Genomic DNA, 23,722 nt, shown 5'->3' with positions numbered 1-23,722 from the left:
CGAAATGAAAACGCTTTATTAACAGGTAACCGAATTCATTATACAATGTTCATTCTCGTTTGAGAAGTCTAACATCAGTCATCTGTCATTTTCTCATTTTCAGCTCGTAAGCGAAGGACTTCCCGTTCGGCCCAGTTCGAAGGTTCCCGTTCAAACACGCTCGGAATGTTGTTCCAGCGGCCGCCCGTGTATTGATGGATGATGATTTGTGATTGAATTTGTTCTTGTCCGGCTTCTTGTTTCAAATACACATAACTGCCGTCAGCACGCTGGATTCTGGCTTTCACGTTATCGACGAGTTGTAGCGCGAGCATGTCTTTAATATACGACTTATGTCCCGCATCGAGGATTGGGAATAGAATCTCAATCCGTTTGCGCATGTTACGGGTCATCCAGTCGGCAGAGGAACAATATAAGTCTTCTTTCCCGTTTTGATAGAAGTAGAAGATACGCGAGTGTTCCAAATAGCGATCGATGATGGAGATGACACGGATGTTTTCCGAGATGCCTTTAATGCCCGGACGCAGACAACAGATGCCGCGGATGATTAAATCGATTTTGACGCCGGCCTGTGAGGCGTCGTATAGTTTCGTGATAATTGGCTTGTCGGTAATCGAGTTCATCTTGGCGACGATGCGGCCGTTGCCGTATTTCTCGTGCAGTTTAATTTCGTCCTCAATCTTTTGAAGGAAGAAGTCGTGCATGTCGTCCGGTGACGTCTCGAATTTATGCCACGACGGACGTTCTCCGTAACCCGAGAGCCAGTTGAAGAAGTTGGTCGCGTCTTCGGCGAGCTCTTCGTTCGTTGTCAACAAGCCGATGTCCGTGTACAGCTTGGCGGTCGAGTCGTTATAGTTGCCGGTACCGAGATGGACGAACCGTTGCAAGACGCCGCCTTCAAGAATACGGACGACGAGCGTAATTTTCGAGTGCGTCTTTAACTCTTTATAGCCATAAATGACGTGGGCGCCGGCTTTCTCGAGCTGTTTTGCCCATTGAATATTCTTCTCCTCATCGAACCTGGCCTTCAATTCGACGAGCACCGTCACTTGCTTCCCGCTCTCGGCGGCATCGGTCAGCGCCTTGATAATCGGCGAGTCACCGGACACCCGATATAACGTCTGCTTGATGGCGAGGACGTTCGGGTCTTTGGCCGCCTGGGCGATGAAGCGGACGACCGGATCGAACGAATGGTACGGATGGTGGAGCAAGTAATCTTTTTTTAGTACCGCTTGGAACAAATCTTTCCCCGGTTCAAGTCCTTCCGGGACGAACGGAATGAGCGTCTCGTTAATCATCTCATCATACTCGATCCCGATTTTATTATAGACCCCGAACAAGAACGTCAAATCGATTGGACCATCGACGAGGAAGATGTCCCGGTCATGAAGGTCGAGCACGTCCTGGAGCATGAACAACAGCTCTTTACTGAGCGACCGTTGCTGCACCTCGAGCCGAATCGCGACCCCGTAGCGTCGTTTCTTCAACTCTTTCTCGATTTGTTTCAAGACGTCGCGGCTGCCTTCCTCATGGAACGGCATATCGGCGTTTCGGGTGATTCGGAACGGCATCGTCGACTCGACTTCGAACCCTTTGAACAACGAGTCGATGAACTGGATGATGACATCCTCGAGCAACATCAAGTCGGTATGGTCCTCATCCTCGGTCGGTAGCTCGAGATAGCGTGGCAAGACGGCCGGCACTTGGACGAGAGCGAGCCGTTTCTTGCCTTCATCGGTCGAGGCGATCTCGACGGCGATATTCAGTGATTTAGACAACAACATCGGGAACGGCCGGTAGGCGTCGACGGCAATCGGCGTCAAGACAGGGAAGACATGCGTCCGGAAATAGAGTTTGACGAACTCGAGTTGCGTCTTATTCAAATGTTTCGGCCGCAAGAAACGGACGTTCTCCGCGGCGAGCTGCTTGAGGATTTTCTTATATGTCGCGTACTGGACCTCGACGAGCTCTTGCGCCTTGATGGAGATGGCTTTGATTTGCTGCTTCGGCGTCAGACCGGCCTTGTCTTCCGGACGGTTGAAGCCGGCGAGCACCTCGTCTTTCAATCCGCCGAAACGGACCATATAAAACTCATCGAGGTTCGAGCTGAAGATGCCGAGAAACTTCAGCCGTTCCATGAGCGGATTGCGTTCGTCCATCGCTTCTTGCAAGACGCGTTCGTTGAAGCTCAGCCAGCTGAGCTCACGGTTATTGAAATGTTCGGGTAAGTAGATGGTCATGAATCTCTCTCCTCTACGCGTAACTCGATTGATTGGTCAATCGCACGTTCCAAATGTTTTTTATGGCGGATGCCGCGCTGCAGTTCAAAGCGCGGGGATGTGTGCGTATGAAGCGTGAAGACAAGTCCTTCCTCGGTCGAGGATACGTCGACGTTCTCTACGACTTGACGTTCGGTCAAATCGAGCGCGTCGACGAGCTTGACGATGGAGCCGAGCAGCTCTAAGCTCTTCAACATCTTCGAGTCGAACCATTCAGGGAAGCCTTCGATATGTTGTTCGAGCAGGCGTCGTGATTTATAGGACGTCACCAAGGCGAGGGCGAGCCGGTCCTCGTTGTTCATCCCTTTAAAATCGTTCGTCGTAATCAAGTGGAACGTGTGGTCGCTCTTGTTGTTATGGTCGATATATTCCCCGACATAAGCGAGCCGGCAAGCGCCTTCTAAGAGACCGGGTTCGAACGGTTTCGGCTTAATCGTCTTCGTCTCAATCAAGCCGGTGTAGATTTGGCGGGCGAGATGAATCAAGTGTTGATGACGGACCGGGTCGACGGCATATTGCTTCTCGAAATGCCGGAAACTTTCTTCTTTGACGTCACCGAAACGGACCCGATTGTTTTCCTTTAAGTAGTACTCATAGAACAAGCCCTCGCGTAGTCCGTTGTTGCTCATCATGAACTCAGGCACTTTCAAATACTTCGCCAGTTCATCGATGGCGGTCACGGCCGGGGCGATGATGTCCATCCGGTCCTTCGACAAACCGTCGAGACGCCCAAGTTGTTTCGGCGACATTTGTATGAGTTCATCGACGACATCATGCAGGCGGTCGGCCCCGAGCGTGTATTGATGAATTCCCTCGAGTGGGAACAAGGACATCGACTGTTCGACCCGAACGAGGTTTCGAGCCGTGCCTCCGACACCGACGAGCGGTATACCGTGCGGCTCGAGCCAGTCGATCTCTTTGAACGACTTTTTCAAGAACGTCGTCAATTGTTTACGCTCGTCTTTCGTGAGCGTGTCACCCTTCATGAAGTCCTCGGTCAATGTGACGGCTCCGAACGGGAAGCTGTGATAGAAGACGAGTTCACGATCTTTGAAGTAGGTCACTTCCATTGAACCACCACCGATATCGACTGAATAGCCGTCCTCGATATACGTCGAGTTGATGATGGCCGAGTAGCCGTAAAACGCCTCCTCATAGTCGCTCAACAACCGAATCTCCATGCCGGTCGCTTGCCGGACTTCTTCTAAAATGGCCTCGGAATTGCTGGCGTTGCGGATGGCGGCCGTCGCGACGGGCAACACTTCTTTCACTTCGTGATGCTCGTTCAAGCGATTAAAGTGATTCAGCGTCTCGATGAGCGCCTCGATGCCAGACTCGGACAGTTCATTGTCATCGGTGATATGGCTCGACAGCCGTGCCACTTCTTTCACGTTTAACCGTTCAAAATACTGACCGTGGCCGTTCACTTCAAAAATGACGTTACGAATCGAGTTGGACCCGATATCGATGACTGCTAGTTTTTTCTCCACGGAAAAACCCCCTCTGCGTTATCTCTAGTGTACAACGAAGATCATAAAATTACATACGGATTTCAGTTCGTGTGCCGCCAATCGGCTCGCATTGCCTCTATACTTGAAGCATAGACTGATATTCTGTATAATACAGACGCCAAGCAAGTAGAAATGATTACGATTTATCACACGAGAGAAGGGTAGCTTATGACGACATCCGTCGTAAAATTAAATCATGTTTCCTATCATTACGATGGGACCGCCGCGCTACAGGACGTGTCCATCGATATTAAACAAGGCGACTTTGTCGCTGTCGTCGGGGAGAACGGGTCCGGCAAATCGACGTTGATTCGGACGATTCTCGGATTGTTATCGCCGCAAACCGGATCGGTCGAACTGTTCGGCCGTCCCCAAGGACAGTTCAAAGACAAGTCTCGTATCAGTTACGTTTCCCAAAAAGCCGCGTCGTTTAACTCAGGATTTCCGGTGACGGTCGAGGAAGTCGTCGCTATGGGCCGTTATGGACGCCTCGGTCTGTTCAAACGGTTGAATATCGAAGACAAGGCAGCCATTCAAAATGCACTCGAGACGGTCAATATGTGGCAGTTTCGACATCGGAAAATCGGCAGCCTGTCCGGCGGCCAGCAACAGCGCGTCTTTATCGCTCGAGCGATCGTCAACCAACCGGACTTGCTCATCTTAGATGAGCCGACGGTCGGGGTCGACCAAAAACATTTGCGTGATTTTTATGAGGTGCTCCATCTGTTGCGTGAGCACACGTCATGTACGTTCATTCTCGTCACCCATGACTTGAACGTCGTCACCGACCTCGTCACGAAAGTCGTCCATCTCGATCACGGACGTATGGCCTGCAACTGTGGCTTGAAAGAATATAGTGAGCTCGGCGAATTGACGGCGATTAAACCGTACCCGGTCAAAGTGCTCGTCCATGAAGGTACGTCATGATCACGGATCTGTTCACGTACAGCTTTTTACGTTATGCGTTCATCGCAGCTGTAGTCATCGGATTCACTGCGCCGCTCATCGGCTCGTTCGTCGTCGTCAGACGGATGAGCTTGATTGCCGACGCGTTATCCCATATGACGCTTGCCGGAATCTCGTTCAGTCTGTTCCTCGGACAGTATATTCTGCTGTTCAGCGACTTGAACCCGCTTTACTTGGGGACGCTCGTCTCCGTGCTCGCCGCGCTCGGCCTCAATTGGCTCCGCGGAAAATACGTCCATTTCCAAGAGTTGTCGATTCCGATCATGATGTCGGCCGGGATGGGACTCAGTGCGATCTTTATCTCGTTGTCGCGCGGGTTTTCCATCGATTTGTCGACGCTCCTGTTCGGGTCAATCTCAGCGGTCAGTCTATCAGACATCTGGATGATTTTGGCGGTGGCGGGTTTCACGCTGCTCGTCATCATCGTGTTCTATAAACAGCTGTTGTTCTTGTCGTTCGATGAAGAACAGGCGAAAGTGTCGGGGCTGCCGAGTACGATGCTCCACGTGCTGTTCATGTTCGTCGTCGCGCTCGTCATCGCCGTCAGCATGCGCATCGTCGGCACACTGCTCGTCTCGAGTCTGATCACATTACCGGTCGCGGCTGCGCTCCGGTTCACGAGCAGCTTCAAGCAAACGATTCTCTGGTCAATCGTGTTCGGAGAAGTCGCGACGATTGGCGGACTCATCCTCGCCTATGAGCTCGATGTCGCCCCGGGAGGAGTCATCGTCTTGCTCGCCGTATTGATTTTAGCCGTCGTCATGCTGGCTGAACGACTCGGACTCGCTCGGAAGAAGGAGGTTCGTTATGAAGGAAACTGAACAATTGACCCGCCTGCAATCGTCGTCGCTCAAAGTGACACCGAAACGGATTGAGATGTTTGCCTTTCTCGCGGCGGAAGAGCGTTACGTCAGTGCCAAGGACGTGCTCGACTATATGCGCGCGAAACATCCGACGATGAGTTTTGACACCGTGTACCGCAACTTGAAGTCATTCGCTGAGGAAGGATTGCTCGAAGCGACCGAATTGAATGGAGAGAAGGCGTTCCGCGTCACGTGCGGGTCGAATCATCATCATCACCATTTGATTTGCCGCGGTTGCGGTAAGACGAAGCTGCTCGAGCTCTGCCCGATGCGCTATGTCGAGACGCTCGATCCTGATTTTGAGGTCGTCGATCATAAATTCGAGATTTACGGGTATTGTAAACAATGTAAGTGACAAGAAGGGATTGTGGATGCAATCCCTTTTTTGTCGAATCAAGAGAGGGGGAGTCGAGATGATTTACACCGCAGCCGAAATCAAACAAGCCGATGCGACGGCGCTCCGGCAAGGGATGCCGGCCGACGTGTTAATGGAACGGGCAGCATCAGCCGTGGCGGCCCGTCTGACCTTCCGGCCACGCTCGTCGGTGCTCGTCATCTGCGGCGCCGGTAATAACGGTGGGGACGGCTGGGTCGTGGCTCGAGAATCGGCACAGCGAGGGTGTGACGTCTTTGTCTATGCCCCATTTGGCGAACCGAAGTCTTCGGAAGGAGAACGGCATGCGGCGTATGCGCGCCGTTTCGTCACCATCGTCGAGGAGCCCCGAGACGCCGATTATGTCGTCGACGCCTTGTTTGGGGTCGGATTCCGTGGTCCGGTCACCGGAAAGGCGAGGGACGTCATCACTTGGATGCGTGAACAGTCGGCGCCGGTCATGGCGATCGATGTGCCGTCCGGTGTCCCGAGTGATGAGGCGTCAGAATTTGACGGACATGCGGTTAAGGCAGATACGACGTTTTCGCTACACGGCTATAAGCGGAGTGCCTTTTTAACTCAGACGGCTCCATATTATGGGACGGTCGAGATGGTCGATATCGGACTGTCACACAAGTCCGAATGGCGTGTGTTGACCGAGTCAGACTTTGATCGGGGGTTGCTCGAGCGCGACCCGTACGGTCATAAGAATCGATATGGTCATGGATGTTTGATTGGCGGGAGCCGTCATTTGATTGGAGCCCCGTTCTTGGCGGCCCGGGCGGCGTTACGGACTGGCATTGGCTTACTGGACTTGGCCATCCCATCGGAGGCGCACATCATGGCATCGAGTTTACCGGAGGCGATGTATTATGGCATCGATGTATTACCGGACAAAACGTATGCGGCTACGGCGATTGGGCCAGGTCTCGTCGACGATGAACGGACGGACCGTTTATGGCAAACCGTCCGTCGGCAATCGAAACCGCTCATCGTCGATGCGGGCGCCTTGACGACGGAACATCTCGCAGCAGAAGGTCCTCTCACGTTGACGCCGCACCCGGGAGAGTTCGCTCGCTTGACGGGACGATCCGTCGCCGAGATTGAAGCGGACCGGTTCCGTATCGCGTCAGACTTCGCACGGCAACATGGGATTCACCTCATCTTGAAAGGGACGCATACGCTCATTGTCAAACCAGATGGGACGGGGGCGGTCAATACGGTTCAAGCCGCGGCGCTCTCGAAAGGAGGGAGCGGCGACGTCTTGACCGGAATGTTGCTCGCGCTCTGGGCGCGGACGGACCGAATCGACACCGAGTCTTCCCCGAACGAACAAGCCGTCCTATGGCATGCCTTGGCGGCACAAGCCGCGAGTCGGCAGATGCATCCGGCGAGTGTCCTCGCAACAGACGTCATCGAAGCGATCGGACGCATATAAAAAAGCCCCGTATACAGTGGATATTCTTATCCACGTATATGGGGCTTTTTTTAAATGGTGATGGACTTGGTCGTCTCGAAGCGATTGACGATGTGGAGCGCCTCGTTCCAAGATGTGATCCGTTTCACCCCGTCCGGCAACGGTTTGCGGTTATACGGCGCATCGAACAATAGGACCGGAATGGTCGTCTGTTCATGGATCGAGATCGCGTTCTCATAACGGTCCTCCATGAATAGGTCGAGTTCGAGCTGTTTGACGACGCCGACCTTGTCATGGCTCCCTGTCATGATGAGCGAGTCGAGTGGGAGTTCATGCTGCCGAATCCACTCCTCGGTGACGGCGCGGACGGCTTCGCTGCGGGCCGTGACGTAATGGAGACGGTGTGTTTTTCGCATGTGCCAAAGGACGTCGTTCACTTCAGAGTGGGGAAGTGAGCGACGATAAATCGCTTCCTCGTGACCTTGCTCAATCATGAAGCGCCAAAACGCTTCTTGCGTCATATCAGTATACGTATGCAGCTCGTATTCGGTCGCTTTGTGGTAATCGATGGCGTATCCGAGCGCATCGTTCATATAGTGAAAACAACTTTGCGGATCCGTGACGGTTCCGTCGAGGTCTATTCCAATGTGCATCTTCGTCCCTCCTTGCTCATAACCCTTATTGTACCAAAAGCCCGCTCGGTTGCAACCGAGCGGGCGAAGGATTAGTTAGATTGGTTGGCGAGTTCTTGCTCCTCGAGTTCGCGAGCGGCAAGTTTCTCGGCGACGATGGCGTCGATTTCTTTCTTCAACTCTTCGACCATCGTGGCTTCAGGCACTTTACGGATGATTTTCCCGTGACGGAAGAGCAGGCCTTCGTTGCGGGCACCGGCGATGCCGATATCGGCTTCACGTGCTTCACCCGGTCCGTTGACCGCACAGCCGAGCACAGCGACCTTGATGTTGACGTTAATGTTTTGGATATACTCTTCGACTTCTTTCGCAATCGAAATCAAGTCGATTTCGATGCGTCCACATGTAGGGCATGAGATAAGCGTCGCCGCGTTGGCCGCGAGACCGAACGATTTGAGCACTTCTTTGGCGACTTTGATTTCTTCGACCGGGTCGTCAGATAGTGAGACACGGACCGTCGAACCGATACCGAGCGAAAGGATTGCCCCGAGGCCGGCAGCAGACTTGAGTGATCCCGAGAAGAGCGGGCCTGATTCCGTGATTCCGACGTGGAGCGGGTAATCGAACGTCTTGGCTGCGAGCGTATACGCTTCGAGGGCCAAGTTTACGTCAGATGCCTTAAGCGAGATGATCGTGTTATAGAAACCGAGGTCTTCTAAGATTTTGACGTGGTGCATGGCACTCTCGACCATTCCTTGAGCCGTCGGATAACCGTACTTTTCAAGGAATTGCTTTTCGAGTGAGCCGGCGTTGACACCGATGCGAATCGGGATGCCTTTTGCTTTAGCGGCGTTGACGACCGCTTCGACTTTCTCGCGACGACCGATGTTACCCGGGTTGATTCGAATCTTATCGACACCGCTCTCGATGGCTTTGAGCGCCAATTTGTAGTCGAAGTGAATATCGACGACGAGCGGGATATTGATGCGGCTCTTAATCTCAGCGAGGGCATCGGCAGCGCGCTCATCCGGACAAGCGACGCGGACGACTTGGCAGCCTGCTTCTTCAAGACGCAAAATTTCGGCGACGGTCGCTTCGACGTCATGTGTTTTCGTTGTCGTCATCGACTGGATGACGACCTCATTCGATCCCCCAATGATGAGGTTGCCGACACGAATCGGACGGGTTAATGAACGATGCAAAATTTCTGACATATACGTAATCTCCTTCTTTTGGAAAGGTTCCAATCGATTTAAGATGAGTGGTTTCCTTATTATCATAACGAAATGTTTGTGAAAAAGCACCCGGCAAGCGCTTGCGAGATGTGCTCTTACGAAACGCTAACGTTATCTTAACAGATGCTTCATAATTTTCCACCGTCTGAAGACCGATATATTCAATGAAATGACGTGTGAAGAGGTGGAATGAAGGATGTTGAAGCGATTTAAGCGATTGAAGAGGATGAAGCGTCGAAACGAGTGGACGATGGCAAGTCGGTTGACTTGGACGTTGATGCCAATCATGCTCATATCATTTTCAATTGTATTCGGTTGGTTCGCCATGAAAGCCGAACAGTTGATGACCGACGAAATCGAAAAACGGTTGCATCGAGAAGCGACTGTGATGCGGGAGACAATCAAGACGACGTATGGGGCGTACGTCGCGAACGAAAAGATGTTAACCCGTTCTCTAAAGTCGACGTATATGCAACAGGCTTCGATCTTAGCTGCAGACGGACTCGAAGCGAGTCAGTATTTGGTGACCAATGATAATATCGAAAAATTGAGCGGGAAAAAAGTTGAAGACCGGTTTAGCAATCGCCTAGATGAGATTTTAGTGGAAGACGTGAATGTCAGTGATCAACATGATGAGTTTATCGTTGCGACGCCGATTCCTGAACTTCAGGCTCATTACGTCATTGTTGTGACGAAACAGTCGGTACTCGGTTCGATGTGGGCACTACGAGAAATCGTCTTCGTTGGCCTGATCAGTATGCTCGTGTTCATGATTGGCTTGTTTGCCGTCATGATTCGTCGTGAGGTCAAGCCGTTGACGCAGTTTGCCGAACGATTGCGTGAGTCGGTGGCGACGCGCTCATTCACAGCAGTTACATTAGACGCCAACTCAATTGAAATGCGAAGTCTAGAGCAGGCATACAATACGTTAATTGGATTATGGACGCGCTCGCTCGTGACGATGACCGAGACGTCAACAGCATTCGAATCAAGCTTGCCGCTGTTCAGAAGACAACTGGAGGCGAATGAACAGCAAATCGTGGGCTTTAAGGAAGTAGCGGCCACGGTCGCGCTGACGAGTCAGTCTTACCAGTCGTTCACGACCGAGTCGACCCATCGGTTTACCGATATCGCTGCCCACGTTCGTTCATTCGAAAAAGATATCGCTGCAATCGATCAACGGACAGAGTTACTAAATCGAACGATTGCGTCAGAAATGGAATCGTTCTCGAGCGTCAAAGGAGCGAGTGAATCGTTTGCCATCAAAGCGGCAGCGGTCCAGCAACGATTATTAGACAGCGAGGCGACATCAGAGCGAGCGGATGATGCGCTAAAGAAAATCCTTTCTGTCGCGGCTGCGACAAAAATGTTAGCGCTCAACGCCTCGATTGAAGCAGCACGTGCCGGTGAACATGGTAAAGGATTTGCCGTTGTCGCCAGCGAGGTCGGACAGTTGGCGAAAGTGACGAACGAATCGACGTTATCCGCTGTGGCTACGATTGAAGCCATTCGGCAAGAACGAAGCGAAGTGTTCATGGAAATGGAACGCTTCGAATCCGACATTAAATCATTAGGGGCGGCATTGCGTAATGTCGAAGCGGGGATCGAGAAAATTGATCATGAGGTCACAAAACAAATGAGCCAATTCCAAGCGATCACGGAACAGACATCGCTGACCGGACAGCAGTTGCTTGAAATGGCGGAAGCGAATGGTCAATTGACCGAAATCGGAATGATGCTCGAGCAAAAACTGCATGACTTACAAGACGGTGTCGAAGAATGGACGGATACACAACGAGCTTTACAAACGGCAGGAACCCATCTCGGCAATCAAAGCGAACGTCTTCACGACGTCTTGCATGATTTGGCACCACTCCAATAAACAAGGCCGGACGAGCGCATAGAAGCGTTCATCCGGCCTTGTTTTATGATGTTCGTTTAATCGGGATTAGCGATAATGGAACGACTACATAAATAAATAATAGTAGAATCCCGAACCACGACGCGGACGGCGAAACGTGATACAGGACGACGAGACTGACTGTCGGAATGAGCGACATCGCGACCGCATACGGCCAAGCTTGGCGATACGGCCACATCTTCTTCGTACGCCATTTCGTGACGAGTTGGACGAGGAGGGCACTGAGGGCGACGAGTCCCATATAGAAGAAGAAAATCGCGAACGCATGTAAGAACAACCACATCGGCCAAAAGAAATTTGGTTGTAACACGATGTAATCGAGTGCCGTGACGGTCAACGTCAACACTAAACTCGCCATCATATAGGCGTGGAGTGGGGCCAAGCGGAGACGTAACGCCTGCTTGGACGGGTAAAGGCTATGGCGGATAAACTGAATCGTTGTCTTGAACATAAATGGAACTCCAATCTGTTATAGTACAAAACTAGAAAAACAAACAAAAATCATACAGTGGTTTAATAAAACCTTAACATTAAACCTGTTTACATCGAATGGGTGATGCGGGCATAATGAGTAGGGCATTAAAAACCAAGCAAACACAACTAATTCACAATCAAAAGGAGTACAAAAATCGTGGAATACAATTTGCAAGAAATGTTATTCATGTTTTTTGGAGGATTAGGGATTTTCCTCTTCGGTATCAAATCGATGGGAGACGGCCTCCAAAAGTCAGCAGGTAACCGCCTGCGTGACATCCTTGATAAGTATACATCGAATCCGTTCCTCGGAGTACTAGCTGGTATCATTGTAACAGTCTTAATTCAGTCATCGTCAGGTACGACTGTCATCACAGTCGGTCTTGTCAGCGCCGGGTTCATGACGCTCCGTCAAGCAATCGGGGTCATCATGGGGGCGAACATCGGGACGACAGTGACCGCGTTCATCATCGGTTTCGATGTCGGCGCCTACGCGTTGCCGATTATCGCTATCGGTGCGATTCTTCTTTTCTTCTTTAAAAAAGAGAAATTGCAACATTTGGGTCAAATCTTCTTCGGTTTCGGGATGCTGTTTTACGGTCTTGAACTTATGGGAAGCGGCATGAAGCCGCTCCGTTCGAGCGAATACTTCATCGACTTGACGCAATCGATGAGTGACAACCCGTTCCTCGGTGTCGTCGTCGGTACGGTGTTTACCGTCATCGTTCAATCGTCATCAGCAACGATCGGGATTTTGCAAGAGTTGTATGCCGGTGGATCAATCGACTTGGACGCGGCACTTCCGGTCTTGTTCGGAGACAACATCGGGACAACGATTACAGCGGTACTCGCTTCAATCGGTGCTTCGGTAGCAGCCCGTCGTGCGGCAGCAGCCCACGTCATCTTTAACATTGTCGGGACGACGATCTTCATGATTTTGTTGATCCCGTTCACACAATATATTTACTGGATCACAGATATTTTAGCGATTGAAGACAAGATGCAAATCGCCTTCGCCCACGGGACGTTCAACGTCGTCAACACGTTCATCCAGTTCTGGTTCATCGGAACGATTGCTTGGATTGTGACGAAAATGGTTCCTGGTGAAGATTCAATCGTCGATACGAAAGCACAGCATTTGGATCCAATCTTCATCCAACAGTCACCATCGATCGCCGTCGAACAAGCGAAGTTTGAAGTCATCCGCATGGGCGACTTCGCAAAACTTGGACTTGATGAAGCGCGCAACTATATGACGACTGGCGATAAGAAACATGCCGAGAAGTCAGCGCACATTGAAGAGGCGCTCAACTCGCTTAACTCAAAAATCACAGATTACCTCGTGAAACTCGCTGCCGTTGATTTGACGGAGCAAGAATCACAAGAACATAAGACACTCATGCATGCCATCAACGATATCGAGCGAATCGGTGACCACGTCGAGAATATTATCGAATTGATCGATTATAAGACGGCGACACGTGTCACACTATCGACCGGTGCTCAGAAAGAGTTGACGGAAATGTACGATTTGACACGGGCCACGCTCGAGAAGTCACTTCAAACGTTGGCGAGCGGAGACATGGTCGAAGCGCGTCAAGTCATCGAGATGGAAGCGAAACTCGATATGCTGGAGCGTCAGTTCCGTAAAAATCACGTTGTCCGCTTGAATACAGGTGAGTGTGACGGCCAAGCCGGTATGTTCTTCGTCGATATGCTCTCGAACTTGGAGCGCATCGGTGATCACGCCATGAACATCACAGAAATCACGCTTGAAGATAGAAACGAAGCAACAGTCTAATCCAACGGTCCTTCCGGCTCATTTGAGACGGAGGGACTTTTTGGTTCAATGTGACTTTTGATTGACAGTGACGCGTTCATTCAGTATATTATTACTGTATAACAACGTGGCGGTGTAGCTCAGCTGGCTAGAGCGTACGGTTCATACCCGTGAGGTCGTGGGTTCGACTCCCTCCGCCGCTACCAATAAAGGACCCTTAGCTCAGCTGGTTAGAGCAGACGGCTCATAACCGTCCGGTCGTAGGTTCAAGTCCTACAGGGTCCATTTTGTGAACAGCTTTCTGATGAAAGCTGTTTTTTGTTTTCATTTTTAGTTTTCAAACTCGAAGTCCTGGGTAAATATCCGTTAGCATTTTGTTTTTTGAAAAATATGAAATGAGGCGAAGCGAGATGGAACGAAATCATACGATGATGCAATTTTTTGAATGGCACGTCCCGGCTGACCAGAAACATTGGAAGCGATTGAAAGAACGAGCTTCTGAATTGAAGGAAGTCGGAATTACCGCATTATGGTTGCCCCCTGTCACGAAAGGACAGAGCGACGAGGATACGGGATATGGCGTGTACGATTTGTATGATTTAGGGGAGTTTGACCAAAAAGGAACGGTCGCGACCAAATACGGAACAAAAGAGGAATTACTCGAGGCGACGAAGCATGCCCAAGAACTTGGAATGCAAGTCTATATGGATGTCGTCTTAAACCATAAAGCCGGGGCCGATGCGACCGAGAAGTTCGATGTGCTCGAAGTCGACCCGGAAGATCGCACGAAAGTGCTGTCAGAAGAGCCGTTCGAGATTGAAGGCTGGACCAAGTTTGATTTCGAAGGTCGAAACGACAAACATTCCTCTTTCAAATGGAACTTCCATCACTTTAACGGTACAGATTATGACGCTGCGAACGACCATAGCGGTATCTTCTTCATCCTTGGTGAAAACAAAAAATGGAACGACAACGTCGATGACGAGTTCGGTGTCTATGACTATTTGATGTTCGCCAATATCGATTATCACCACCCAGAAGTCCGTGAAGAAGTTCTTAGCTGGGGCAAGTGGTTTATCGAAGAGACGCAGTGCGACGGGTTCCGACTCGATGCCATCAAACACATCAACTATGATTTCGTTAAAGAGTTCAGCCAGAAAATGAAAGCTGAAAAAGGCGACAACTTCTACTTGGTCGGTGAGTTCTGGAAGTCAGAGCTCGATGCATGCCGTGAGTTCCTCGACAACATCGATTATCACGTCGATTTGTTCGACGTGCCGCTCCATTACAACTTGCAGCGTGCCTCGACAGAAGGAGAATCGTTCGATATGCGGACGATCTTTGACGATACGCTCGTCCAGTCCCACCCGCTCCACTCAGTGACGTTCGTCGATAACCACGATTCACAACCGGCGGAAGCACTCGAGTCATGGGTCGAAGATTGGTTCAAACAAATCGCCTACGGTTTAATCTTGCTTCGCCAAGACGGGTACCCTTGTGTGTTCTATGGGGACTACTACGGCATCAACGGACCGCACCCGGCCGATGGGAAGAAAGTGGCAATCGATCCGCTCCTTTATGCACGCCGGGAGAAAGCGTACGGTCAACAGGACGACTACTTCGATGACGAACACGTCATCGGTTGGGTCCGTCAAGGTGTCGAGGAGATCGAGCGTTCGGGTTGTGCTGTCCTCATCTCGAACAGTGAAGCAGCCGAGAAACAGATGTTCGTCGGCGAGCACCGTGCCGGCGAGAAATGGGTCGATTTGACACAGACCGTCGATGAGGTCGTTGAGATTGATGAAGACGGACATGGGGTATTTAAAGTAGCGGCAGGTTCGATTTCGGTTTGGGCGTTACCTGAACAAGACGTCGAGTGAAGCATTACAATTGAGTCGACCGTCACAAATCTGTTACATTTAAAACGAACGTTGTTCAAACCAATTTAAGGGGGATTTTAGTTATGGCTAAATTTGAATTACCACAACTTGATTACGCATACGATGCACTTGAACCACACATTGACGCACGCACGATGGAAATCCACCACACGAAACACCACAACACTTACGTCACGAACGTAAACAATGCACTCGAAGGAAAAGACGTGAACTACTCTTCACTCGAAGAGTTGCTTCAAAACCTCGATTCACTTCCTGCTGACATTCAAACAGCGGTCCGCAACAACGGTGGCGGTCACTGGAACCACTCATTCTTCTGGAAATTGTTGAAGAAGAACGAGAACGGTGCTCCGACGGGCGAACTCGCTTCTGCAATCGACGAAGCGTTCGGCAGCTTCGACGCGTTCAAAGAGGAGTTCACGAAAGCAGCGACAACACGCTTCGGCTCTGGTTGGGCTTGGCTCGTCGTGAAAAACGGCAAACTCGAAGTCACATCGACTCCAAACCAAGATTCACCGATCATGGAAGGCGTTCAGCCAATCCTCGGTCTCGATGTTTGGGAGCATGCGTACTACTTGAACTATCAAAACCGTCGTCCGGATTACATTCAAGCGTTCTTCCATGTCATCGACTGGGATTACGTCGCGAAGCTCTACGCAGACGCAAAATAATGACACTGTCCCGGGATTCGATTGAATCTCGGGATTTTTTCTACATTTCATTATTTTGTAAACAAATTATGATATAGTGAAAATCGAGTCGAAAAATAGAAATAACACTGACATATACGTTACCTATACTTATAGAAGGAATTGAATCAGAAAGGAGATAACTGAATTGGCCAGAAACCGTGTGAAAGTGCCGAAGAAACGGCGCAACCACCTTCCGTTGCGATTGAACTTATTGTTCTTTATCGTCTTCATCTTATTCGCGACACTCATTTTCCGTTTAGGCGTCGTCCAAATCGTCAACGGTGAGTTGATTGCCCGTGAAGTTCAGAAGACCGAATCAAGCAAAATCAAGTACGAGGTACCGCGCGGTAAAATCTATGACCGCAACGGCCAAGTGCTCGCCGACACCATCTCGAACTACTCGGTCATGTATCGCCGGTCGCAAGTGACGAAGACGGAAGAGCGGCTCGAAGTCGCCATCAAGCTCGCGGAAATCGTCGACGTACCGGAGAAGGACCGTAAAGTGACGGAGCGGGACCGCAAGGATTATTGGATTGCCATCGATCCGGAGCGCTCGCAAGAACGGGTCCAAAACCTGTTGGCTGATTTATCGGAAGAAGAACGGGCCGCCTTGTCGAACCAAGACGTCGACCAGTTGTTGCTCGATTCCATCACGGACGCGGAAATCACGTTTGATGATGCGACCGAAGAAATCATCGCTATCAAACATAACATGGAGTCAGGCTATGCGCTCGACCCACAAGTCATTAAAATCGGGGCGTCTCCAAAAGAAATGGCACTGATTGAAGAAAACTTGGAACTGCTCCCTGGCGTCAGTGTCGAACCGTATTATCAGCGGGATTATCCGTTCGGTGAGACGTTCCAAAGCTTCCTCGGAAGTTATCGTCAAATCCCAGCCGAGCAGCGCGCTTCGTATCAAGCGAAAGGGTATGGCTTGAATGATCGGGTCGGAACGTCTTATCTCGAACAACAGTATGAGGACGTGCTACGCGGGACCCCGGCCTATGACGTCTTCACGACGTATAAAGGGGAACCGGTCGGAGAACCGACTCGCGTTAGCGGGAACCCAGGGAAAGATATCATCTTGTCGACGGACATCGAATTCCAAAAAGAAATCGATGAGATTTTGAAGAAAGCGATTCGAGCCGGCCGCTCGGGCAGCCCGCACTTTGACCGTGCCTTCGCCGTCGTCATGAACCCGCAAACGGGTGAATTGCTCGCCCTCTCGGGACAAGAGCTCGACTATGAAACGAACGAATTCAAAGACGTCTCGACCGGGACGGTCCTGCGGGCGAGTCAAATCGGCTCGACAATCAAGGGAGCGACGGTCGCGTTCGGACTTGAAGAAGAAGTCATCCAACCGGGTGAATATATTTATGACACGCCGATTCGTATCGGTTCGTCACTCAAGTCGTCGTACCGGAACATGGGGAACATCAACGACCTTGATGCCCTCGCGTTATCATCGAACATTTATATGTTCCAAATTGCCCTGCGGCTCGCCGATTACTACTCGACCGGCCAAATCGTCGGAGAGAACGTGACCGAGGCATTCAATACGATGGAACATTACTATAAGCAGTTCGGACTCGGGATTGAGACAGGGATCGACCTCCCATATGAATCAATCGGATTCCGTAGCGTACCGGACCGTGTTACGCTCCTCATGGATATGTCGATCGGTCAGTTCATCTCATACACGCCGATTCAATTGGCGCAGTATACGTCGACGCTTGCGAACGGCGGATACCGGATTCAACCGCATCTCTTGAAAGAAATCATCGAACCTGGCTCGCTCGACGAAGCGAACAAGCAAGTCGTCAGCACGTTCCAACCGAACGCGCTCAATAAAGTCGATATTCGTGATGAATTTCTTCAACGGGCGCGCCAAGGATTCCGGCAAGGGGTCGAGAGTGGAACGTCTCGTATCCTGCAACAGACGGGAATCACGGCGGCCGGTAAGACCGGTACCGCTCAAGCGATCGCGGAAGGGCCAGATGGTCAAGCGAAGCGAAACGCGAACGGTGAACCGATTAAGACACTCAACTCGAACCACGTCGGCTGGGCGCCATATGATGACCCGGAAATCGCTTGGGCCATCATCATGCCAGGCCTCGAGGCGGAAGGGATCAACACCCGTGTCGCGCACGACATCATGAAGGCGTATTTCGATTTAGAAGACGTCCAAGCACAGATTCAATAAAGAAGTCACTTCGGTGGCTTCTTTTTTTCGTCTTTACAATTCTTTTACGTTCCGTTTATTTCTCGTTAATAGTAGTTTATTAGGATGTTAATTGTAGGACAGAACAACGAAGCCACAACACAAATCAAAGCAAACTCAAGGAGGACGTCAGAAATGTCTTGGATGAAAAAATCAGCTTTAGTCGCTTCAATTACTTCGGTGGCCATCATCGGTGCCGCGTGTGGGAACAATGAAGAAGGTGGCGCAGCCGAAGGTGAAGGACTTTCAGGTAAAGTCGTCATGGATGGTTCGTCAACAGTCTTCCCGATCATGGAAGCCGTAGCCGAAGAATATTCAGCTGAACAGCCAGACGTTGAAGTCACGGTCGGTGTCTCAGGTACGGGTGGCGGATTCAAACGTTTCGTAACAGGCGAGACGGATTTCTCGAACGCATCACGTGAAATCAAAGAAGAAGAAGCGGCTGAAGCCGAGAAGAACGGTGTTGAGTACACTCAACTCGCTGTCGCTCTTGATGGTCTTTCACTCGTCGTCAACCCAGAGAACGATTGGGCACAAGATATCACGATTGAAGAACTTAACAAGATGTGGACAGACACGAACGTGAAAACATGGAAAGACGTCCGCTCAGACTGGCCGGATGAAGAAATTTCATTCTTCTCACCAGGTAAAGACTCAGGTACGTTCGACTTCTTCAACGAAGCGGTCCTTGACGACACGGACATCCGTGAAGACGCACAGTTGTCAGAAGACGACAACGTCCTCGTGACAGGTGTCGCCGGCACGAAAGGTGCAATCGGATTTTTCGGATACGCATACTACATTGAAAACCAAGATACGCTTCGCGCGTTGAACGTCGAAGGCATCGAGCCGACGACTGATACGATCAACGATCTTTCATACCCGCTCTCACGTGAGATTTACACATACGTGAACAACGCGTCATTGAAAGACAAGCCACAAGTCGCTGACTACACACGCTTCTTGAATGAAAATGCAGCAGCCCTTTCAGAAGAAGTTGGATATGTCGGAATGGAACAAGCACGATATGATGAGAACGCTGAAGTGATCGACGAGATCGCTGGCGAGTAATAGCGCAGGAGGCAGAAGGTGAGAGTCGCTCTCGCCTTCTCGCCGTGCTTTCTAGTATGAAGAGGTAGGGAGCGATACACGAGATGAATCAACCAAACAAAGGGCTGTCAATTCGAGAGATGATTGAAGCCAATAAGAAAAAGAAATATAGTACGACGAACGTGTTTGATAAAGTCATGCCGTTCTTATTATTCTTGAGCGCATTCGTTTCGGTCGTCACGACGGTCGGCATCGCGTTCACACTCGGTTTTGAACTGTTCAAGTTTTTCGAGCGCGTACCGGTCGCCGAGTTTTTAGGCTCGACCGAATGGTATCCGCTTAGTGCCGATCAACGTTTCGGCGTCTGGGCCCTCGTCATGGGGACACTCCAGATTACGGTCATTGCCATGATTGTCGCTGTACCACTCGGTTTGGCGTCGGCGATTTATTTGAGCGAGTATGCGTCTGAGCGTGCCCGCACGATTTTGAAGCCGATTCTTGAAGTGCTTGCTGGCGTTCCGACGATTGTCTTCGGATTCTTTGCCTTGTCGTTCGTCACACCGATTTTGCAAGCATTGATTCCAGGGCTTCAAATCTATAACGCACTCAGCCCGGGAATCGTCGTCGGAATCATGATCATTCCAATGATCGCTTCGATTTCGGAAGACTCGATGAGCGCCGTCCCGAAAAAGATTCGTGATGGAGCCCTCGGCCTTGGCGCGACGCGTCTTGAAGTCGCGATTAAAGTCGTCATGCCAGCCGCGCTCTCAGGGATTATCGCCTCAATCGTCCTCGGGATGAGCCGTGCCATCGGTGAGACGATGATCGTAACAATCGCAGGTGGGTCACAACCGAACTTTGAGTTCAACCCGCTCAACGCGATTCAAACGATGACAGCTTATATCGTCCAAATCGCCAAAGGTGATGCAGGATATGGGACAATCGAATACTACAGTATCTATGCGGTCGGCGCATTGTTGTTCATCTTTACGCTCGTGATGAACTTATTCGCGAACTGGGTGACGCGCCGCTTCAGAGAGGAGTACTAATATGGCATTGCCGAACAGTGAGTTCAAGAATACGAAGAACTTGATGGACCGTGCTTCCGTTTCACAACGGATTAAGCGCCGTCTCCAATTAAATGAAATCTTTAAGTACGTCTTTTTAGCAGGGCTCGTCTTTGCCCTGCTCGTCCTATCGACATTGATTTATGATGTTGTCTCTAAAGGTGGCGGCTGGGTGAATTTGGACTTCCTCCGCAACTTCCCATCCCGTCGTCCTGAACAGGCCGGGCTCTATCCAGCCTTGATTGGATCACTTTGGTTGATGATGTTGATCGTCCCGATGGTGTTTATCGTCGGTGTTGGTGCTGCGATTTATCTTGAAGAGTATGCACCAAAAAACCGTGTCACATCATTTATCGAAGTAAATATTTCAAACTTGGCCGGTGTCCCGTCAATCGTTTTCGGATTGCTCGGATTGACGATTTTTGTTCGCATTATGGAACTTGGGAACTCAATCATGGCCGGAGCTCTCACGCTCGGACTGATGAGTTTACCGATTGTTATCGTCGCGTCACAAGAAGCGCTCCGTTCCGTCAAGATGGAATTGCGCCATGCGTCGCTCGCACTCGGAGCCTCGAAGTGGCAGACGACGTTCAACGTCGTCTTGCCGTCGGCGATTCCAGGGATTATCACGGGAATCATCTTGGCCGTATCGCGAGCAATCGGGGAAACGGCCCCATTGATCATGGTCGGAGCAGCGACGTTCATTTCGACGACGCCGAGCAATGTGTTCTCTGATTTCACAGCGCTCCCGATTCAAATCTACAACTGGACGAGCCGTCCGCAAGCTGAATTCCAAAACTTGGCCGCTGCCGGAATCATTGTATTGATGACGATGTTGATCATCATGAACTCGGCTGCCATCTATATCCGTAACAAGTACACGAACCGACATTAAGTCATAGCAGTAAACGAGGAGGACTCTCGAGATGATGAAACAAAAAGAACTCAAAGGAGATCATGAAGTGAATACAACGACGACTCAACCGAACGAAACGGTGATGCAAAAAGAAAGTGCCTATGTCGTGAACAACTTGAATTTATGGTATGGCGACGATCAAGCGTTGATCGACGTCAACCTCGACATCAAGAAAAACGAAGTGACGGCCATCATCGGTCCGTCGGGTTGCGGGAAGTCGACGTTCATCAAGACGTTGAATCGGATGGTCGAGCTCGTGCCATCTGTCCGTACGAACGGTGAAATCTTGTATCATGGTCGCAACATCTTTGACCGCGATTATAAAGTCGAAGATCTTCGCACGTCGGTCGGCATGGTGTTCCAACAGCCGAACCCGTTCCCGAAATCGGTGTATGACAACGTGGCGTACGGGCCACGTACACACGGCATCAAAAACAAAAAAGTACTCGATGAAATCGTCGAGCGCTCGCTTCGCGGCGCCGCGATTTGGGATGAAGTGAAAGATCGCTTGAACGAGAACGCCTATGGCCTCTCGGGTGGACAGCAGCAACGTCTCTGTATTGCCCGCACACTCGCCATCGAACCGGACGTCATCCTCATGGATGAGCCGACATCAGCACTCGACCCGATCTCGACATTAAAAGTCGAAGAGCTCGTCCAAGAGTTGAAAGAGCAGTACTCGATTATCATCGTCACGCACAACATGCAGCAAGCAGCTCGTGTATCGGATAAGACGGCGTTCTTCTTGAACGGAGAAGTCGTTGAGTTCGATGCGACCGATAAAATCTTCTCGAATCCAACGGACAAACGGACTGAAGATTACATTTCTGGCCGGTTCGGTTAAGAAGGGGAGACAATCATGGCACAAAATCGCACATTTTTTGATACGAAGTTAAACGAATTAGAAGACAAGGTCGTTCGCTTGGCGAATTTGACGATGCGTCAAACCGCTACGGCCATCGAAGTGCTTGAAAAACATGACCTCGTACTCGCTCAGACGGTCATCGACAACGACAACGAACTCGATGACCTCGAGCTCGAAATCAATGACGAGGCGATTCTGTTGATCGCGAAACAACAACCGGTCGCGACCGACCTTCGTCGTTTGATCGTGACGATGAAGTCGGCGACAGACCTTGAGCGCATCGCGGACTATGCGACGAACATCGCCAAAGCCGTTGCGCGCATCGAGCACGTCCCGTACGTGTTAGACATCAAGCCGCTCAAACAGATGGCCGAGCAGTTGATTGACATGCTCGAGCTGGCGACTCGCGCTTATCGTAAAGGCGAGGTCAGCCGGGTGCGTGACTTGAACGAGATGGACAAAGTCATCGATGACTTGAACTTGCAGGTCATCAAACAATACATGGGATCTGTGCCGACGATGGCTGTCGGGACGAACGATGTCTATGAGTTTTCGAACATCGCCCGCTATTTAGAACGCATGGGCGATCACGTGACGAATTTCGGGGAACATCTCATTTTCCTCGAAAAAGGGAAACATTATGATTTAAACCAGTAAGAAGAGTGGTAAAGAACAACAGACCAGTTGTTCTTTACTTTTTTTTGTGCAGGAATTCACGGGTTGGAGGCGAATAGTAGAACACATGGATTTTTTTTAGGAAGGGAGCCACAAATAGATGGAAGAGAAAATCGTTTCCTTGAAACAACAAGGACTAACGTTAAAACAGATTGCAGAACAATTAGACATGCCGATCGGGAAAGTCCAGTACGCTTGGCGCAAATGGCGTTCCCAACACGGTGAACCAGCCAAGCCGGTAGCCGCCGCTCCAAAACGAAAGACCGAAGGGAAGAAAGCAATGACACCGAAATCGAAGCAAGTACCCGCCTCATCTGGGACGCAGGTCGCTTCGACGCTGCAACATGAGCTGCCAGTCCAATCACCGCTTCTAGATAAAGGCCCAGATGGGTTCTGGAAGCTCCCTGACCGTTATGATCAAGATTTGATGCATGCGGTCGTTCAATCGCCGAACGCCGTCTACGTCTTTTGGGAGGTTTCTGACAGCGTCAAGGAGACGTTGTCGATGCAGTTCATGCGTCCGTGGGAAGATTTGCCGAAGGCGTTCCGTATCCTCGACATCACGTTGCTTGATTACGCGAGCGGGCATGCGAACCGTTCATATACGTTCGAATTACCGGAGATGACGAACAGTTGGTTCGTTCGGCCACTCGATCCGAACACGACGTATGTGTTCGAGTTTGGGATTCGGACGATGGAAGGGGAGTTTCTTCCGTTGCTCGCATCTTCACCGATTGATACGCCACGTGCGGAGCCAGCCGGCCATGGTCGTTTCGCTGAACCGGTACGACGTTGGCAATACGGGGAAGTCGAGTCTCCTGAACTGCTCGACACGCTACCTAAATATTCTGCATACCGATTCGTGCGCTGAGGAGGATTTATTT

20 protein-coding genes and 2 tRNA genes are annotated in these 23,722 nt (G+C 50.7%); 17 read left to right on the top strand and 5 right to left on the bottom strand.

Annotation, left to right across the window (positions count from 1 at the left end; all coding sequences use genetic code 11):
• Positions 1-74 precede the first annotated feature (74 nt).
• Positions 75-2,240, bottom strand: coding sequence for an RNA degradosome polyphosphate kinase (locus KNP95_RS01110; RefSeq protein ID WP_058763938.1), 2,166 nt, complete (start codon positions 2,238-2,240; stop codon positions 75-77).
• The gene (locus tag KNP95_RS01105; protein ID WP_021065710.1) at positions 2,237-3,769 is read right to left on the bottom strand and encodes a Ppx/GppA family phosphatase; all 1,533 of its coding nucleotides are present in this window, start codon (positions 3,767-3,769) and stop codon (positions 2,237-2,239) included. Before KNP95_RS01105 ends, KNP95_RS01110 begins: the two co-directional genes overlap by 4 nt.
• Positions 3,770-3,958: 189 nt before the next feature.
• Between KNP95_RS01105 and KNP95_RS01100 the strand changes: the two genes are divergently transcribed.
• The 4 genes from KNP95_RS01100 to KNP95_RS01085 are packed head-to-tail and all read left to right on the top strand — an operon-like array spanning position 3,959 to position 7,430.
• Positions 3,959-4,717 carry a metal ABC transporter ATP-binding protein gene (locus KNP95_RS01100; protein ID WP_021065711.1) on the top strand — a complete coding sequence of 253 codons (759 nt, stop codon included), beginning with the start codon at positions 3,959-3,961 and terminating at the stop codon, positions 4,715-4,717.
• Positions 4,714-5,577: a metal ABC transporter permease gene (locus tag KNP95_RS01095; RefSeq protein WP_021065712.1), complete on the top strand. Its 864-nt coding sequence runs from the start codon at positions 4,714-4,716 to the stop codon at positions 5,575-5,577. The genes KNP95_RS01100 and KNP95_RS01095 overlap by 4 nt, the downstream gene beginning before the upstream one ends.
• Positions 5,564-5,974 carry a Fur family transcriptional regulator gene (locus KNP95_RS01090; RefSeq protein ID WP_021065713.1) on the top strand — a complete coding sequence of 137 codons (411 nt, stop codon included), beginning with the start codon at positions 5,564-5,566 and terminating at the stop codon, positions 5,972-5,974. Before KNP95_RS01095 ends, KNP95_RS01090 begins: the two co-directional genes overlap by 14 nt.
• A gap of 58 nt (positions 5,975-6,032) precedes the next feature.
• Entirely contained in the window at positions 6,033-7,430 is a 1,398-nt protein-coding gene (locus KNP95_RS01085) for an NAD(P)H-hydrate dehydratase (protein WP_214835162.1), read from the top strand.
• Between the two features lie 50 nt (positions 7,431-7,480).
• Here the strand turns inward: KNP95_RS01085 and KNP95_RS01080 are convergent, their stop codons facing one another.
• Complete coding sequence (locus KNP95_RS01080) at positions 7,481-8,062, bottom strand: hypothetical protein (RefSeq protein WP_251138440.1); 582 nt, start codon at positions 8,060-8,062, stop codon at positions 7,481-7,483.
• A gap of 71 nt (positions 8,063-8,133) precedes the next feature.
• The gene (ispG, locus tag KNP95_RS01075; RefSeq protein ID WP_021065716.1) at positions 8,134-9,255 is read right to left on the bottom strand and encodes a flavodoxin-dependent (E)-4-hydroxy-3-methylbut-2-enyl-diphosphate synthase; all 1,122 of its coding nucleotides are present in this window, start codon (positions 9,253-9,255) and stop codon (positions 8,134-8,136) included.
• A gap of 217 nt (positions 9,256-9,472) precedes the next feature.
• Between ispG and KNP95_RS01070 the strand changes: the two genes are divergently transcribed.
• A complete protein-coding gene (locus tag KNP95_RS01070; protein WP_214835161.1) occupies positions 9,473-11,158 on the top strand; it encodes a methyl-accepting chemotaxis protein in 1,686 nt (561 codons plus the stop codon).
• Positions 11,159-11,201: 43 nt separating this feature from the next.
• Here the strand turns inward: KNP95_RS01070 and KNP95_RS01065 are convergent, their stop codons facing one another.
• Positions 11,202-11,648, bottom strand: coding sequence for a hypothetical protein (locus KNP95_RS01065; RefSeq protein ID WP_251128648.1), 447 nt, complete (start codon positions 11,646-11,648; stop codon positions 11,202-11,204).
• 180 nt (positions 11,649-11,828) lie between these two features.
• Between KNP95_RS01065 and KNP95_RS01060 the strand changes: the two genes are divergently transcribed.
• From KNP95_RS01060 to KNP95_RS01005, 12 genes are all read left to right on the top strand, one after another.
• Positions 11,829-13,472, top strand: a complete 1,644-nt coding sequence (locus KNP95_RS01060) for a Na/Pi cotransporter family protein (protein WP_058763927.1) — start codon at positions 11,829-11,831, stop codon at positions 13,470-13,472.
• Between the two features lie 108 nt (positions 13,473-13,580).
• Positions 13,581-13,657: transfer RNA gene (locus KNP95_RS01055), tRNA-Met, on the top strand.
• A gap of 5 nt (positions 13,658-13,662) precedes the next feature.
• Positions 13,663-13,736: transfer RNA gene (locus KNP95_RS01050), tRNA-Ile, on the top strand.
• Between the two features lie 125 nt (positions 13,737-13,861).
• Positions 13,862-15,331, top strand: coding sequence for an alpha-amylase (locus KNP95_RS01045; RefSeq protein WP_021065720.1), 1,470 nt, complete (start codon positions 13,862-13,864; stop codon positions 15,329-15,331).
• An 83-nt stretch (positions 15,332-15,414) separates the two neighbouring features.
• On the top strand, positions 15,415-16,023 hold the full coding sequence (locus KNP95_RS01040) for a superoxide dismutase (protein ID WP_021065721.1): 609 nt from the start codon (positions 15,415-15,417) through the stop codon (positions 16,021-16,023).
• A gap of 166 nt (positions 16,024-16,189) precedes the next feature.
• Positions 16,190-18,247, top strand: a complete 2,058-nt coding sequence (locus KNP95_RS01035; protein ID WP_198662263.1) for a peptidoglycan D,D-transpeptidase FtsI family protein — start codon at positions 16,190-16,192, stop codon at positions 18,245-18,247.
• A 153-nt stretch (positions 18,248-18,400) separates the two neighbouring features.
• On the top strand, positions 18,401-19,336 hold the full coding sequence (locus KNP95_RS01030) for a PstS family phosphate ABC transporter substrate-binding protein (RefSeq protein ID WP_214835160.1): 936 nt from the start codon (positions 18,401-18,403) through the stop codon (positions 19,334-19,336).
• Positions 19,337-19,419: 83 nt separating this feature from the next.
• Entirely contained in the window at positions 19,420-20,364 is a 945-nt protein-coding gene (gene pstC, locus KNP95_RS01025; protein ID WP_021065724.1) for a phosphate ABC transporter permease subunit PstC, read from the top strand.
• A gap of 1 nt (position 20,365) precedes the next feature.
• On the top strand, positions 20,366-21,277 hold the full coding sequence (gene pstA, locus KNP95_RS01020) for a phosphate ABC transporter permease PstA (RefSeq protein ID WP_058763923.1): 912 nt from the start codon (positions 20,366-20,368) through the stop codon (positions 21,275-21,277).
• Between the two features lie 103 nt (positions 21,278-21,380).
• On the top strand, positions 21,381-22,142 hold the full coding sequence (gene pstB, locus KNP95_RS01015; RefSeq protein ID WP_052013661.1) for a phosphate ABC transporter ATP-binding protein PstB: 762 nt from the start codon (positions 21,381-21,383) through the stop codon (positions 22,140-22,142).
• Positions 22,143-22,157: 15 nt separating this feature from the next.
• On the top strand, positions 22,158-22,820 hold the full coding sequence (gene phoU, locus KNP95_RS01010; protein ID WP_021065727.1) for a phosphate signaling complex protein PhoU: 663 nt from the start codon (positions 22,158-22,160) through the stop codon (positions 22,818-22,820).
• A 118-nt stretch (positions 22,821-22,938) separates the two neighbouring features.
• On the top strand, positions 22,939-23,709 hold the full coding sequence (locus KNP95_RS01005) for a DUF4912 domain-containing protein (protein WP_021065728.1): 771 nt from the start codon (positions 22,939-22,941) through the stop codon (positions 23,707-23,709).
• Positions 23,710-23,722: the final 13 nt, after the last annotated feature.

This window comes from Exiguobacterium sp. s36, assembly GCF_018618345.1.
Lineage (GTDB): Bacteria > Bacillota > Bacilli > Exiguobacteriales > Exiguobacteriaceae > Exiguobacterium > Exiguobacterium chiriqhucha.
This window is presented reverse-complemented; position numbering and strand designations above follow the sequence as displayed.